At 67.7% G+C, this 14402-nt stretch carries 12 protein-coding genes and 1 rRNA gene; 6 read left to right on the plus strand and 7 right to left on the minus strand.

Annotated features, from left to right (window positions below; translation table 11 throughout):
• Nucleotides 1–205: 205 nt before the first annotated feature.
• Nucleotides 206–2281, minus strand: coding sequence for a glycine--tRNA ligase subunit beta (glyS, locus tag EKL94_RS04785; RefSeq protein ID WP_126928199.1), 2076 nt, complete (start codon nt 2279–2281; stop codon nt 206–208).
• 88 nt (nt 2282–2369) lie between these two features.
• A complete protein-coding gene (glyQ, locus tag EKL94_RS04790) occupies nt 2370–3281 on the minus strand; it encodes a glycine--tRNA ligase subunit alpha (protein ID WP_006403404.1) in 912 nt (303 codons plus the stop codon).
• An 83-nt stretch (nt 3282–3364) separates the two neighbouring features.
• Between glyQ and EKL94_RS04795 the strand changes: the two genes are divergently transcribed.
• Genes EKL94_RS04795 through EKL94_RS04805 form a run of 3 tightly spaced genes read left to right on the plus strand, consistent with a single transcriptional unit; the run spans nt 3365 to nt 6880 of the window.
• The gene (locus EKL94_RS04795; RefSeq protein ID WP_126928200.1) at nt 3365–5200 is read left to right on the plus strand and encodes a GspE/PulE family protein; all 1836 of its coding nucleotides are present in this window, start codon (nt 3365–3367) and stop codon (nt 5198–5200) included.
• Nucleotides 5172–5918 carry a glutamine amidotransferase gene (locus EKL94_RS04800; RefSeq protein WP_005411673.1) on the plus strand — a complete coding sequence of 249 codons (747 nt, stop codon included), beginning with the start codon at nt 5172–5174 and terminating at the stop codon, nt 5916–5918. The genes EKL94_RS04795 and EKL94_RS04800 overlap by 29 nt, the downstream gene beginning before the upstream one ends.
• 50 nt (nt 5919–5968) lie before the next feature.
• Nucleotides 5969–6880: a BPSS1780 family membrane protein gene (locus EKL94_RS04805; RefSeq protein WP_110714191.1), complete on the plus strand. Its 912-nt coding sequence runs from the start codon at nt 5969–5971 to the stop codon at nt 6878–6880.
• Between the two features lie 110 nt (nt 6881–6990).
• Here the strand turns inward: EKL94_RS04805 and tatC are convergent, their stop codons facing one another.
• The 4 genes from tatC to EKL94_RS04825 all read right to left on the minus strand — a co-directional run bounded on the left by tatC (nt 6991) and on the right by EKL94_RS04825 (nt 9410).
• Nucleotides 6991–7740 carry a twin-arginine translocase subunit TatC gene (gene tatC / locus EKL94_RS04810; protein ID WP_126928201.1) on the minus strand — a complete coding sequence of 250 codons (750 nt, stop codon included), beginning with the start codon at nt 7738–7740 and terminating at the stop codon, nt 6991–6993.
• A complete protein-coding gene (gene tatB, locus EKL94_RS04815; RefSeq protein WP_126928202.1) occupies nt 7737–8198 on the minus strand; it encodes a Sec-independent protein translocase protein TatB in 462 nt (153 codons plus the stop codon). Before tatB ends, tatC begins: the two co-directional genes overlap by 4 nt.
• A 15-nt stretch (nt 8199–8213) precedes the next feature.
• Nucleotides 8214–8441 (minus strand): Sec-independent protein translocase subunit TatA, encoded by a 228-nt coding sequence (gene tatA, locus EKL94_RS04820; RefSeq protein WP_005420453.1) that lies wholly within the window; start codon nt 8439–8441, stop codon nt 8214–8216.
• Between the two features lie 75 nt (nt 8442–8516).
• Nucleotides 8517–9410 carry a lipid-binding SYLF domain-containing protein gene (locus EKL94_RS04825; protein ID WP_126928203.1) on the minus strand — a complete coding sequence of 298 codons (894 nt, stop codon included), beginning with the start codon at nt 9408–9410 and terminating at the stop codon, nt 8517–8519.
• Between the two features lie 165 nt (nt 9411–9575).
• Here EKL94_RS04825 and hemH point away from each other — a divergent pair, with 165 nt between their 5' ends.
• The 3 genes from hemH (at nt 9576) to EKL94_RS04840 (ending at nt 13785) form a co-directional block, all read left to right on the plus strand.
• Nucleotides 9576–10538 carry a ferrochelatase gene (gene hemH, locus EKL94_RS04830; protein WP_126928204.1) on the plus strand — a complete coding sequence of 321 codons (963 nt, stop codon included), beginning with the start codon at nt 9576–9578 and terminating at the stop codon, nt 10536–10538.
• Nucleotides 10535–11389, plus strand: coding sequence for an alpha/beta fold hydrolase (locus EKL94_RS04835; protein WP_126928205.1), 855 nt, complete (start codon nt 10535–10537; stop codon nt 11387–11389). Before hemH ends, EKL94_RS04835 begins: the two co-directional genes overlap by 4 nt.
• Before the next feature lie 290 nt (nt 11390–11679).
• The gene (locus tag EKL94_RS04840; RefSeq protein WP_126928206.1) at nt 11680–13785 is read left to right on the plus strand and encodes a methyl-accepting chemotaxis protein; all 2106 of its coding nucleotides are present in this window, start codon (nt 11680–11682) and stop codon (nt 13783–13785) included.
• Between the two features lie 499 nt (nt 13786–14284).
• Here the strand turns inward: EKL94_RS04840 and rrf are convergent.
• A 5S ribosomal RNA gene (gene rrf, locus EKL94_RS04845) occupies nt 14285–14399 on the minus strand.
• Nucleotides 14400–14402 lie beyond the last annotated feature (3 nt).

A 14402-nucleotide genomic window follows, 5' to 3' on the forward strand; every position in this document is an offset into this window, starting at 1 on the left:
TCACGTCATTGGGGATCGGTTGTTAAGTGGCGGTCAAAATACGCGCCTTTGTGGCGATCGTCGTGATCGCAGCCGAGGATGCCGGCATCGTGCGCGATGCCGGCAATGACCCCGATGGACATCCGCCGGCGATTCGGTGCGCGGGGGCAATGCCGGCCAGCGGCCGGCACTACCGGTGGGTGCCAAGCTTGCTTGGCACCACATCTCAGCTCGACAGATGCTCGATCGCTGCCACCTTGCCCAGGCGCTCGCCCAGCATCGTCAGCAGCGCCAGGCGGTTGCCACGCAGCGCCGGATCCTCGGCATTGACCATCACGCCATCGAAGAAGGCGTCGACCTGCGGTCGCAGGCGGGCCAGGCGTGCCAGCACGGCCACGTAATCCTTCTGGTGCAGGCTGGCGCCGGTGTCGTCGATCGCCGCAGTGACCGCCTCAGCCAGCGCGCGCTCGGCATCTTCCTGCAGCAGTGCCGGGTCGATCTGGGCCGGAATGTCGCCCTCGGCCTTGCGCAGGATATTGCGGATGCGCTTGTTGGCCGCTGCCAGTGCCTCGGCTTCCGGCAGCGCGGCGAAGGTGCCGATCGCATCCAGGCGGCGGTCGAAGTCGTACAGCGAGGCCGGCTTCAGCTCGGCCACGGCGTTGAAGTGCGTGGCCGGCACGCCCTTGTCAGCGTAGTAACCCTTCAGGCGGTCAAGGATGAAGTCGTACAGTTCACCGACGTCGGCCTGCACGTTGCGCACGGCCAGGCCGGCGTTGGCACTGGCCAGCAGCGTGCGCAGGTCCAGTTCGAAACCGCTTTCGATGATCGTGCGGGCCAGGCCCAGCGCGTTGCGGCGCAAGGCGAACGGGTCCTTGTTGCCGGTCGGCTTCAGGCCAGCGGCGAAACCACCGGCCAGCGTGTCCACGCGCTCGGCGATGGCCAGCACCTTGCCCAGCGGCGACAGCGCGATGTCGTCACCGCCGAAGCGCGGCTGGTAGGCCTCGTCGATGGCCAGCGCCACCTCCTGCGATTCACCACCGGTCACGGCGTAGTGGCGGCCGGCGATGCCCTGCAGTTCCGGGAATTCGTTGACCATGCGCGACTGCAGATCGTTCTTGGCCAGCTGCGCGGCCCGCTTGGCCTGCGCGGCGTCGGCGCCGGCCTGGGGTGCGATCACTTCGGCCAGGGCGGCCACGCGTGCCACCTTGTCGGCCACGCTGCCCAGCTTGGCCTGGTAGGTCACCGTCTTCAGGCCCTCGCCCATCGATACCAGGCCCTGCTTCAGGTCCTCGTCGAAGAAGAACTTTGCATCGGCGAAGCGCGGGCGGATCACGCGCTCGTAGCCCTTGGCCACTTCGGCCACGTCCTTCGATTCGATGTTGGCGATGCCGATGAACTGCTCGGTCAGCTTGCCGCTGTCATCCAGCACCGGGAAGAACTTCTGGTTGATCTCCATCGTCTCGATCAGCGCTTCCTGCGGCACGGCCAGGAACGCGCGTTCGAAGCTGCACAGCACCGCCGACGGCCACTCGACCAGGTTCACCACCTGCTCCAGGTTGTCCTCGGTGATGCGGGCGCTGCCACCGGCCTTGGCCGCAGCGGCCTCGACCTCGGCGACGATGCGCGCGCGGCGCTCGCTCGGGTCGACCAGCACGAACGCGGCGCGCAGGGCTTCAACGTAGTCCTGCGGCTGTGCCAGCGACACGGCCTGGTCGTGGTGGAAGCGATGGCCACGGCTGACGCGGCCGGCCTGCAGGCCGAACAGCTCGGCCTCGACCACGTTGGCACCGTGCAGCAGCACCAGCCAGTGCGCCGGGCGCGCGAAGCCCCAGGCGTGGTCACCCCAGCGCATCGGCTTGGGAATCGGCATCGCCGCGATCGCCTCGCGCAGGATCTCCGGCAGCAGGCTGGCGGTGCTCGCGCCCGGGGTCACCGCGCGGTGCACGAAGCGCTCACCCTTGTTGTCGGTGGTCTTCTCCAGCGCGGTCCAGTCGATCCCGGCCTTGGCGGCGAAGCCCTGCAGGGCCTTGGTCGGCTGGCCTTCGGCGTCCAGCGCGATGTTCAGGTACGGGCCCAGCACTTCGCTGTGCTGTTCCGGCTGTTCCAGGCCGACGCCCGGCAGCAGCACGGCCAGGCGGCGCGGGGTCGACAGCGGGCGCGCATCGCCCAGTTCCAGCGCGACACCGCGCTTGCGCAGGCCTTCGACAACACCGTCGAAGAACGCCTGGGCCAGGCCCGGCAGCGCCTTGACCGGCAGCTCCTCGGTGCCCAGTTCGATCAGCAGGGGGGACAGTTGGCTCATCGGTTCGATCCTGTGGTGGGGGCGCAGCGCGCAACGCGTCCGGCGCCCCGGGTAATTGATGAAAAGCGGATGGCAGTGGAAGCGGCGGTCAGGCCTTCTTCGCACCCGGGAATCCCAGCTTCTCGCGCTGCTCGTAGTACGCCTTGGCCACCGCCTGGGCCAGCGCGCGCACGCGCAGGATGTAGCGCTGGCGCTCGGTCACGCTGATCGCGCGGCGCGCATCGAGCAGATTGAAGGTGTGGCTGGCCTTCATCACCTGCTCGTAGGCCGGCAGCGGCAGGTTCACTTCCACCAGCTTCTGCGCTTCACGCTCGCAGGCGTCGAAACGGTGGAACATTTCTTCCACGTCGGCGTATTCGAAGTTGTAGGTGCTCTGCTCCACCTCGTTCTGGTGGTAGACGTCGCCGTAGGTCACCGGCTGGCCGTCCGGGCCGTAGGTCCAGACCAGGTCATAGACGTTGTCGCAGTTCTGCAGGTACATGCACAGGCGCTCGAGACCATAGGTGATCTCGCCCAGCACCGGGCGGCACTCCAGGCCACCGGCCTGCTGGAAGTAGGTGAACTGGGTCACCTCCATGCCGTTGAGCCAGACTTCCCAGCCCAGGCCCCAGGCGCCCAGCGTCGGCGATTCCCAGTTGTCCTCGACGAAGCGCAGGTCGTGCACCAGCGGATCGATGCCCAGCGCCTTCAGCGAATCCAGGTACAGCTGCTGGATGTTGTCCGGCGCCGGCTTCATCGCCACCTGGTACTGGTAGTAGCGCTGCAGGCGGTTCGGGTTCTCGCCGTAGCGGCCGTCGGTCGGGCGGCGCGAGGGCTGCACGTAGGCCGCGTTCCAGCTTTCCGGACCGATCGCGCGCAGGAAGGTGGCCGGGTGGAAGGTACCGGCGCCCACCTCCAGGTCGAGCGGCTGGATGAGCACGCAGCCCTGCTGGGCCCAGAACTGGTTCAGGGTCTGGATCAGGCCCTGGAAGGTGATCGGAACGGTCGGGGTCGCGGACATGCGTACGAGTCTTGGCCGGCAAGGGGGTGCGTTAGTATAACGGCCGACCTGCGGGGCATTCCGTACCCGGGAGGAGCAGGCAGATGGAACATCGGCTGCCGGTGGGCACGCCCGGCGAGGCTGGCGGCGTACCGCTGCCGTGGGGTCGCCTGCAGTTCGAGCAGATTGCCGCGGCCCTGGTCGCCGATGACCTGGTGGCCGAGCAGGACCGCGAGCGCATGCGGTTTTCCGCACAGGGCGCGCGCAATGCCAGTGAAGTGCACCCGCTGGTGCTGCTGTCCAACCTCAAGTTGGCCGCCAGCGGCGGTGGCGAACTGACCCTGGAGCGCCTCACCGAGTGGCTGGCGCAGCGCACCGGCAGCCGCTACCTGCGCATCGACCCGACCCGGGTCGACGTCGCTGCGGTGACCGCGCTGGTGTCGCACGCCTACGCGCGCCGCCACCGTTTCCTGCCGTTGGCGGTGGATGCCGAGCGCGTGCTGGTGGCCACCAGCGAGCCGCTGGTGCAGGAATGGCGCCGCGACCTGCAGCACCTGACCCGCCGCCGCATCGAGTTGGCCGTGGTCAATCCGCTGGACCTGCACCGCTACACCATGGAGTTCTACGGGGTGACCCGTTCGGTGCGCGGCGCCCGTGGCGACGTGCGTGGCGAAGCCAACACCACCCTGCCCAGCTTCGAGCAGCTGGTGGAGCTGGGCCGCACCGGCGACGTCAATGCCGACGACCAGCACATCGTGCATATCGTCGACTGGCTGCTGCAGTACGCCTATGAACAGCGCGCGTCGGACATCCACCTGGAGCCGCGCCGCGAGATGGGGCGCATGCGCTTCCGCATCGACGGCGTGCTGCACAAGGTGTTCGAGGTCCCGCCGGCAGTGATGACCGCCGTGGTCAGCCGCATCAAGGTGCTCGGCCGCATGGACCTGGCCGAGCGCCGGCGCCCGCAGGACGGCCGCATCAAGACCCGCTCGCCGGGCGGCCGCGAGGTCGAGATGCGCCTGTCGACCATGCCCACCGCCTTCGGCGAGAAGTGCGTGATGCGCATCTTCGACCCGGATGCCGCCTTCAAGAGCATCGACCAGCTCGGCTTCAGCCCACAGGAGGCGGCGGGCTGGAATGCGCTGGTCGAACGCCCGCACGGCATCGTGCTGGTGACCGGCCCGACCGGCTCGGGCAAGACCACCACCTTGTACTCCACGCTGAAGCGGCTGGCCACGCCGGATGTGAACGTGTGCACCGTGGAGGACCCGATCGAGATGATCGCGCCCGAGTTCAACCAGATGCAGGTGCAGACCAACATCGACCTGGACTTCGCCAGCGGCGTGCGCACCCTGCTGCGGCAGGACCCGGACATCATCATGATCGGCGAGATCCGCGACCTGGAGACCGCGCAGATGGCGGTGCAGGCCTCGCTGACCGGCCATCTGGTGCTGTCCACCCTGCATACCAACGACGCGCCCTCGGCGGTCACCCGACTGCTCGACCTAGGCGTGCCGCACTACCTGCTGGCCAGCACCCTCAACGGCATCCTGGCCCAGCGCCTGGTGCGTACGCTGTGCCCGCACTGCAAGCAGCCACACAGCCTCGGCGCCGCCGATTGGGCCGTGCTGGCTGATAGCCATGCTGCATATCCAGATGCCGCCACGCCCTGTCGGCCGGTCGGTTGCCTGGAGTGCCGGCGCACCGGATTCCTCGGCCGCATCGGGCTGTATGAGTTGCTGCCATTGGGCTCGCGGCTGCGCGGGCAGATCCGCGCCGACATGGATCTGGCCGGTTTCAGCCGTGCCGCACGGGCTGAAGGGCTGCGAACCCTGCGCCAGGCCGGGCTTGAAAAGGTGGCGCAGGGGCTGACTACAATCGAGGAAGTCCTGTCAGTCCTGCCGCCCCCGGATGAACCCAGCCCCGTTCCTGATCCTTGAAACCGGTCGCCCGGTACCGTCGCTGCGCCGCTACGGGCGCTTTCCGCACTGGATCCGCGTTGCCGCCGGGCTGGAAGAGCACGAGACGGTGGTGGTCGATGTCGAACACGGTGGCGCCCTGCCCGACCCACATGCCTTCGCTGGCGTGCTGGTGACCGGCTCGGCCGCCTTCGTCACCGACCACGCCGAGTGGAGCGAACGCAGCGCCGCATGGCTGCGCCAGACCGCCCACGACGATCTGCCGGTGTTCGGCATCTGCTACGGCCACCAGCTGCTGGCGCACGCGCTGGGGGGCGAGGTGGCCTACAACCCGGCCGGCCGTGAGTCCGGCACGATCGAACTGGAACTGCAGCCGCAGGCCGCGCAGGACCCGCTGTTCCAGGGCCTGCCGCAGCATTTCGCCGCCCATGCCACCCACCTGCAGACCGTGCTGCGCGCCCCCGACGGCGCCGAGGTGCTGGCACGCTCACCGCTGGACGGCTGCCACGCCTTCCGCTGGGGCCGCCAGGCCTGGGGCGTGCAGTTCCATCCGGAATTCGCCACCCACCACATGCGCGGCTACGTGCGCGCCCGCGCCGACTGCATCGGTCGCCACGGTGGCTGTGCCCGCAGCATCGAGCGCGCGGTCAGTGCCGCACCGCTGGCCCGCCAGCTGTTGCGCCGCTTCGTCCGCCAGGCGCGGCTGTCTTCAGCCCAGCCGGTGGCAAAACAGGGATAATCGGCGGCACGGGCAGCCGCCCGGCCCCCTCCTGTCCTTCCCGGATGTCCATGAAAGAGATTCGCAAGCTGCCGGCTTCGGCGGGCGCGCAGTGGTTGCTGGATACGTTCTCGCTGTACCGGCGTGCGCCGCTGCAGCTGGCCCGGATCGGCCTGACCTGGCTGCTGGTGAGCTGGGTGGTCACGCTGCTGTCGACGCTGATTCCCGGCGCCGCCGGCATGGCCGTGCAGCTGATGACCCTGGCCATCTCGCCGATCATGTTCGGCGGCATGTTGTACGCCGTGGGCGAGATCGACGAAGGCCGCCCGGGCCTGGCCTCGCACCTGCTGCAGCCGATCCGCGACCACCGCGTCAGCCACCTGCTGGTGCCGCTGGCGATCCAGGTGCTGGCGGTACTGCTGCTGGGCGCACTGCTGTTCATGATGATCGGCCGCGAGGGCTTCACCGCCTTCAGCGAGGTCATGACCAAGATGGAAGAGATCAGCCGCAGTGGCCAGCAGATCAAGCCGGATGATGCCGCCGCGCTGGTCGCCAACCTGCCGGCCAAGCGCATCGCGCTGTGGATGCTGCTGGTGTTCCTGAGCGCGGTAGCACTGTCGCTGGCGATGTTCACCCAGCCGGCGCTGGTGGTGTTCGACAAGCAGAGCGGCATGCATGCGCTGCGCCTGAGCCTGCAGGGCTGCATCGAGAACATCGGCGCGATGTTCGTGTTCGCCGTACTCGGCCTGATCGCCGCGTTCTGCATGTACATCCTGTTCGTGATCGTGATCCAGATCGCGATGCTGATCGGTGGCCCGCTGGCCGCGGCCTTCATCGCCCAGCTGGTGCTGACCACGGTGCTGATGCCGCTGTATGTCGGCGCGGTCTACGCCGCCTGGAAGCAAATGTTCGTGCATCGCGGCAGCCGCGCGGCCCCGCCGATTCCGACCACGCCGACCTCCAGCGACGTGTTCCACGCCTGACCAGAACGCAGGTAGATCCACGCCATGCGTGGATAGAAAAAGGGGACGGAGGGGATTAAGTCGTTAGCCGCACAGTGGCACAAACGACTTAATCCCCCCCGTCCCCTTTTTCAGGCAGCGGGCTTCTTCACTACCGACGACGGCACCAGCCAGCGTGCGGCGTGGATGCCCAGCTCGTAGAGCAGGCACATCGGGATCGCCAGCATCAGCTGCGAGACCACGTCCGGCGGGGTCAGCACCGCCGCGACCACGAAGATGCCGACGATCGCGTAACCACGGCCTTCCTTGAACTGCTGCGGCGTCACCCAGCCCAGCAGCACCAGGATCACCATCGCCACCGGCAGTTCGAAACTGCCGCCGAAGGCGAAGAAGATCGCCAGCACGAAGTCCAGGTAGGCGTTCGCATCCGGGGTGATCGCGATCACGTCCGGGCTGAAGGTGGTGAGGAAGTGGAATACCGCCGGCAGCACCAGGAAGTAGGCGAAGGCACAGCCGGCGTAGAACAGCAGCACCGACGACACCAGCAACGGCACCGCCAGGCGCTTCTCGCGCGCATACAGGCCCGGGGCAACGAACGCCCACAACTGGTACAGCAGCCACGGCACCGCCACGAACAGGGCCACGAAGAAGGTCAGCTTCAGCGGTGCGAAGAAGGCACCGGCCGGATTGGTGGCGATCATCGTCTGCCCGTTCGGCAACTGCGAGACCAGCGGTTCGGCCAGCGCGTTGTACAGCTTCTGGGTAAACGGCAGCAGCGCCAGCAGCACCACGCCCAGGCCCAGCAACGCGCGCACCAGACGGCCGCGCAGTTCCACCAGATGTTCGACCAGCGAGCTTTCGCCGAAATCGTGTTCACTCATGGCTGGCGCTCCGGGCTGCTCTGCGGCGGCGGTGCACCGGCTTCAGGGGGCGTCGCCGGCGTCGGCTCGGGAGCAACGCTCTCGTATGCCGGCGCATCGGCGTCGGGCACAGCGCTCATATGCGGCGGCAGATCCGCAGGCGCCGGTGCGCGAACCTCCTGCGCCAGCGTATCGCCCTGCTGCTGGGCCTCCTGCGCTTCGCGACGGATCGCTTCACCGCTGGCGCGCAGCTGATTCTCGGTGTCCTGCATGCCCTGGCGCACGTCCTGCATCTGCCGCTTGATGTCCTCGGCCTGCAGTTCGCGCTCCAGTTCCTGTTTCACCGAATCCCACTGATTGCGGGCACGACGCACCCACAGGCCGGCGAAGCGGGCCGCCTTGGGCAGGCGCTCGGGACCGAGCACCACCAGGGCGACCACTGCAATCACCAGCAGTTCGCTGAAGCCGATATCGAACACCGCAACCGCTCCGGATCAGCGAGCGTTACGGTCGTGCTCGTCCTGCGCGGTGCGCGAGGCGTCCTGGCTGCGCGACTCATCGCCCAGCTGCGCGTTCGGCTTGTCCTCGTCGCGCATGCCCTTCTTGAATTCCTTGACCGCCGAACCGAGATCCTTGGCGCCGCTGGTCAGGCGCTTGGTGCCGAACACCAGCAGGACGATGGCCAGCACGACCAACCAATGCCAGATGCTGAAACTGCCCATAAAGACGCTCGTTACGTTAGTGATCAGGCTGTCGAGCATAGCGCACCGGGTGTTAGCCGGCGCGCGTGACGAAAGTCAGTTTCCGCCCAGCGTTTCCGTGCGGATTTCGCCGTCGTTGACCGGCTGGAAGCCCTGCTGCTGCGGTGGCGGGGTCTGCGGCACGTTCTGCAGCGGCGCGGTGGTGGCTTCGGCTGGGGCGGCCGGCGCTGCCTGAACAGGCGCCGGAGCAACCGCCGGGGCCGCTGCCGGACGCGGGGCGCTGCCGCCGTTACCGCTGCGGTTGTTGCGCGCGGCGTAGGTGGCCTCTTCCAGACGATCGCGGAAAGTGACCACATCCATCGACGGCGAACCGGCGGCGCGGCCTTCGAAGATCATGCGCGGCGTGGTGTTGCTGCCGTAGGCGTCCAGATTGGCGGCATCATCGATCTGCAGCACCGCACCATCCAGGGCAACGCCAGCAAACAGGCCGCGGGCGCGGGACCAGGACCAGATCTCGGCCTTCAGCTGGCCGTCGGTGGCAGCGGCGGCATTGCGGCCGACCGGGCCGGCGGCGACACCGGCATCGGCGCCCAGCGTGAACTTGCCGTTGACCAGGTTGTCCAGGCTGCGGTCGTTGCGGAACACCAGCACCACATCGGAGGACTGCACGCCGGCCTGGAAGCCGATGCTGCCGCCAGTAAGCTTCACGAACACCGGATTGGACCAGGCGCCGTTGGGCATGCGTACCGACATCAGGCCATGGCCACGACGACCGCCAATGACCAGACCGGCCTTGATCGTGTCGGGAATGACGATGACCGCGCGGCCTTCGTCGAGCAATTTGTCCGGAATGCCCTGTTCAGGGATTTCCTGGATTTCAGCCAGCACGCGCACGGCATTGCGGGCACGCTGGTCTTCCTGCGGTCCGGCCATGGCCTGGCTGGACAGCAGGCTGGCGGCGATCAGCAGGGCTTGGATCGGGCGACGCATGGCAGGCTCCAGAAGTCAGTCCATAGGAAGATATAGCAAGTGACTGAAATTAGTAGTGTTGTCATGAATCCCCAATGAGCGTTCCCTGCTCACATTGATGCGCGCTATGCCTGCAATCCGAACCCTGCATCCCGGCGCGGCACCGGATCGGCGACAATACCGCTCATGCTCGACGCACCCGATACCGCCGTGCTGGCGGTCAACCTAGGCACGCCCGAGACGCCGACGGCCCCCGCCGTACGCCGTTACCTGGCTGAATTCCTGTCCGACCCCCGCGTGGTCTCGATCCCGGCATTGCTCTGGCAGCCGCTGCTGCGTGGACTGATCCTGCCGCTGCGCAGCAGCCGTTCAGCGGCCAAGTACGCCCAAGTCTGGCTGCCGGAGGGCTCTCCGCTGATGGTGCACACGCACCAGCTGGCGCAGGCCATGCAAGCGCTGTTGCCGCCCCTGAAGGTTCGCCATGCAATGCGCTATGGCGAGCCGGCGCTGGCCAGCGAGCTCGACCGCCTGGCGGCCGACGGTGTGCGCCGCATCGTGGTGCTGCCGCTGTACCCGCAGTACTCCACCACCACCACCGCCTCGGTCGAAGACCGCGTCGATGCCTGGCAGCGCCGCAATCCGGGCGTGACCGTGAGCCTGGTGCGCGACTATTCGGTCGATCCGGGCTGGGTCGACGCCGTGGCCGGCTCGATCCGCCGCTACTGGGAACAGCACGGTCGCGGCCAGAAACTGATGTTCTCCTTCCACGGCATCCCGCAGCGCCTGGCCGATGCCGGCGATCCGTATCCGCAGCGCTGCGAGGCCAGTGCGCAGGCCATCGCCAAGGCACTGGGCCTGGCCAGGGACGAGTGGCAGATGGGTTACCAATCGCGTTTCGGCCGCGAGCGCTGGCTGCAGCCGTATGCCGAACCCAGCCTGTGGGCGCTGGCGGAGTCCGGCGTGAAGCAGATCGATGTGGTCTGCCCCGGCTTCGCCACCGATTGCCTGGAGACGCTGGAAGAGGTCGCGATGGGCTTCACCGAAACGCTGGCCGAGCGCGGCGCGACGATGCGCTACATCCCCTGCCTCAACGCCGAACCGGAGCACGCACGTGCGCTTGCGCGGCTGGCCGTGGCCTCGCTGGCATGAGCCTTCAACCGTTTGAACTGGAGGTCGGTGGCGCGCGCGTCGCCGGCCTGCGCAACCACGGCGATGGCCCGCGCGTGCTGGCCCTGCACGGCTGGCTCGACAACGCGGCCAGCTTCGTGCCGCTGGCGCCGCATCTGTCGTCGCTGCAATTGGTGGCGATCGATTTACCCGGTCATGGCCACAGTGCACATCTGCCGGCCGGTGCCAGCTACACCACGGCGGCCGCGATCTGCCACGTGCTCGATGTGGCCGATGCACTGGGCTGGGACCGCTTCAGCCTGCTCGGCCATTCGATGGGCGCCGGCATCGCCAGCCTCACCGCCTCGGTCAGCGACCGTGTCGAACGGCTGGTGGCAATCGAAGCACTCGGCGGCCTGCGTGGTCCCGAAGAAGAAACCGCCAACCGCCTGCGCGAGCATGTGAATGCCACGCGCGCCCTGGCACGCAAGCAGTTGCGCGTATTCCCCGACCTCGCCGCGCCGGTCCGCGCGCGGATGATGACCAACCAGCTCAGCGAAGGCTGCGCACGCCTGCTGGTCGAACGTGGCGTGGAACCGGTTGAAGGCGGCTACCGCTGGTGCAGCGATCCGCGCCTGATGCTACCCACCGCGATCCGCCTCAGCGAAGGCCAGATCGACAACCTGCTGCAGGCCATCGCCTGCCCGACGCAGGTGATCTACGCCACGCCGGCACAGTCGTACTATCCCGAGCCGATGCGCAGCGATCGCCTGCAGCATCTGCGCGATGGCCGTCTGGCGGTGTTTCCCGGCAACCATCACCTGCACATGGAAGATCCGGAACAGATCGCAGGCGTGATCCTGCGCTTCTTCAGCAACGACAACGCCGGCTGAGCGAAGGCACCGGCGCGCTTCACTCTGCGCGTCTGCGGCCGATACATCAGTTGCGGGCCCCTGCGTCCGCAGCACGCATGCCCGGTCGGGCCTGCGGCGTGTGTCTGGTTCTGCAAGGAAGTCCGCATGCCTGCTCCATTGCACCGTCATCCACAGGATGTGGCCACGGTGTCCCGTCTCCGCGTCGCTGATCGCGTCGCATTCCCCGAATTCCCGGCTCGCGCCCTGGTCACGCACTCCTGCGTGCGCCGCGGCGTGGCCGTTGTCGTTTGCTGATCCAGGAGTCGCCGATGTCCGTTGCATCCTCCCGTCCCCCCGATATTGCCCGCCTGCCGCATCTGCAGCAGCTCGCGCACCGCGCTGACCGCCGCCTGCTGATTGGCAGCGCGGGACTGGCCCTGGCTGGCCTGGTGCTGGCCCTGCGTGGCCTGCAGGTGCAGGCCGCGGCGTTGGCAGCCGTCGCCGCGCTGCCCGCCGCGTGGTTGGGCGGACCGCAGGCAGGCCGGGCCGTCGCCCGCAACGGTCTGGCGTTGCTGTTGTCGCTGCAGCTGGCCGTGTTGTGCGCGATCGTCGGCCTGTCGCCAGCGTTGCCGATCGCGTTGCTGCTGGGCGTGCTGCTCAGCCACCGCGATCGCCTGCCGGTATGGCTGGCCGGTGGTGTTGGCACTCTCGCCCTGCTGGCACCGCTACAGGGCGGTGCCGCGCTGTGGCCGACGCTGCTGCAGGCCGGCATGTTCGCGGGCCTGACCCTGTTCCTCGGCCAGGTCGCACTGCGCCTTCGGCAGCAGACCGAGTCCCTTGGCCACGGCCCGCGTCGGCTTGCCGCGCTTGCACGCGACATCGCCACCGGTGCCGATCTTGGCGCGCATGCCGATACCGGCGCCTATGCGCCGGGTTCACTGGCCCACGCCCTGGCCGACACTGCGCGCCACGTGCAGGCCCAGCGGGGACGCGAAGCCGCGTCGCATGCCGAGAACGCGCAGATCCGCCAGGCCCTCGATGCCTCGCGCACCGCGATGATGATTGCCGACAACGACCATGTGATCCGCTACGTGAACCGCTCGGTGGTGGCACTGCTGCGCAACCAGCAGGCGACGTTGCGACAGGCCTTCCCCGATTTCGACGCCGAGCGCCTGGTCGGCAGCAGCATCCATCGCTTCCACGCCAACCCGGACCGCATCCGCGCGATCCTCAACGGTCTGCAGGTCACGCACAACGGCAAGGTGCAGATCGGCCCGGTGCACTTCGCCCAGGTGGTCACCCCGGTGTTCGACGCGCAGGGCGTGCGCCTGGGCTTCGCCGTGGAATGGCATGACCGCACCCATGAGCTCGCGTTGGAGAACGCCGTGGCCGGCATCGTCGCAGCGGCAGCGGCCGGTGACCTCGACCAGCGCCTGCAGGCCACTGAAGGCGCCAGCTTCCTCGATGGCCTGACCGGTGGCATCAACCAGCTGCTCGATACGCTCGGCAGCACCGTCAACGACGTGCGGCAGATGCTCTCGGCACTGGCCAACGGTGATCTGGATCGGCGCATGCACGGCGACTATCACGGCGCCTTCGCTGCCATCCAGCGCGATGCCAACGCCACGGCCGGGCAGTTGGCACGCATGGTCGGCCGCATCCAGGAATGTGCGGCGTCGATCAGTACCGCCGCCAGCGAGATTGCCGCCGGCAACGGCGCATTGTCCGAGCGCAGCGAGCGCCAGGCCGCGCACCTGCAGGAGACCGCAGCATCGATGGAGGAGCTGACCGCCACCGTGCGCCAGAACGCCGCCCATGCGCGTGAGGCCAGTGCGTTGGCGGCCTCCACGCAGAGCGCTGCCAGTGACGGCAACACGGCCATGCAGCGGGTGGTCGATACCATGCAGGCCATCGAAGGTGCCTCGAAGCGGATCGGCGACATCACCGGCGTCATCGACGGCATTGCCTTCCAGACCAATATCCTCGCGTTGAACGCAGCGGTGGAGGCGGCACGCGCCGGCGAGCAGGGCCGAGGCTTTGCCGTGGTGGCCAGCGAGGTGCGCGTGCTGGCACAGCGTTCGGCGGCGGCCGCACAGGAGATCAAGAAGCTGATCGACGAGGCGGGCCGGCAGGTGGGGGAAGGTGCCCAGCTGGTGGCCGACGCCGGCCAGCGCATGCAGGGAATTGTCGGCGGCGTGGAGGATGTCAGCCACCTGATGCGCGAGATTTCCGCAGCGTCGCAGGAGCAGTCGATCGGTATCGAGCAGATCAACCAGACCGTGGTGCAGATGGATCAGGCCACGCAGCAGAATGCGGCGCTGGTGGAAGAAGCAACCGCGGCCGCACGCGAGCTGCAGTCGCAGGCCGGCACATTGACCGAAGCGGTCTCGGTATTCCGCCAGCAGGAACCGCACGAGGTCTCGCGGGCCGCCTGATCCGGGCCTTCAATTCGATCCTGATCAAGACGGCGCCCGCAGGGCGCCGTCTTTTTATGCGTGACCTGCCTTGGGTAGCGGTCAAGCTTCTACCGGTGGATGCCTACCTTGGTTGGCATCGCTTTTCTCAGGAACAACCCATCCACGCACCTGCTGGTAGTGCCGGCCGCTGGCCGGCAAACGATCGCTGTGTGGGCCTGCTGTTGGTAGCGGCCAACCGTGGTTGGCACCTTGGCTTCTCGCAGGGGGCATCCACGCATGGCGTGGATCTACCGGTAGTGCTGGCCGCTGGCCGGCAAACGATCGCTGTGTGCGCCTGTTGTTGGTAGCTGCCAACCTTGGTTGGCACCGCTGCTCCTCGCGGGGGGTATCCACGCATGGCGTGGATCTACCGGGCGATGTAATGCCATCGGGTTGCCGGCCAGCGGCCGGCACTACCCGCATTTACTGCGCACAAAGAAAAACCCCGCTGCGTGAGCAGCGGGGTTTTGGGTGTAAACCCTGGCGATGACCTACTCTCGCATGGCTTGAGCCACACTACCATCGGCGCAGCTGCGTTTCACTTCCGAGTTCGGGATGGGATCGGGTGGTTCCACAGCGCTAATTTCACCAGGGAG

Source organism: Stenotrophomonas maltophilia, assembly GCF_003970865.1.
GTDB lineage: Bacteria > Pseudomonadota > Gammaproteobacteria > Xanthomonadales > Xanthomonadaceae > Stenotrophomonas > Stenotrophomonas maltophilia_AR.

Bases quoted from the DNA above. Each gene is read 5' to 3' on its own strand.
- glyS (WP_126928199.1), bottom strand. From the start codon at position 2,281: ATGAGCCAACTGTCCCCCCTGCTGATCGAACTGGGCACCGAGGAGCTG.
- glyQ (WP_006403404.1), bottom strand. From the start codon at position 3,281: ATGTCCGCGACCCCGACCGTTCCGATCACCTTCCAGGGCCTGATCCAG.
- EKL94_RS04795 (WP_126928200.1), top strand. From the start codon at position 3,365: ATGGAACATCGGCTGCCGGTGGGCACGCCCGGCGAGGCTGGCGGCGTA.
- EKL94_RS04800 (WP_005411673.1), top strand. From the start codon at position 5,172: ATGAACCCAGCCCCGTTCCTGATCCTTGAAACCGGTCGCCCGGTACCG.
- EKL94_RS04805 (WP_110714191.1), top strand. From the start codon at position 5,969: ATGAAAGAGATTCGCAAGCTGCCGGCTTCGGCGGGCGCGCAGTGGTTG.
- tatC (WP_126928201.1), bottom strand. From the start codon at position 7,740: ATGAGTGAACACGATTTCGGCGAAAGCTCGCTGGTCGAACATCTGGTG.
- tatA (WP_005420453.1), bottom strand. From the start codon at position 8,441: ATGGGCAGTTTCAGCATCTGGCATTGGTTGGTCGTGCTGGCCATCGTC.
- EKL94_RS04825 (WP_126928203.1), bottom strand. From the start codon at position 9,410: ATGCGTCGCCCGATCCAAGCCCTGCTGATCGCCGCCAGCCTGCTGTCC.
- hemH (WP_126928204.1), top strand. From the start codon at position 9,576: ATGCTCGACGCACCCGATACCGCCGTGCTGGCGGTCAACCTAGGCACG.
- EKL94_RS04835 (WP_126928205.1), top strand. From the start codon at position 10,535: ATGAGCCTTCAACCGTTTGAACTGGAGGTCGGTGGCGCGCGCGTCGCC.
- EKL94_RS04840 (WP_126928206.1), top strand. From the start codon at position 11,680: ATGTCCGTTGCATCCTCCCGTCCCCCCGATATTGCCCGCCTGCCGCAT.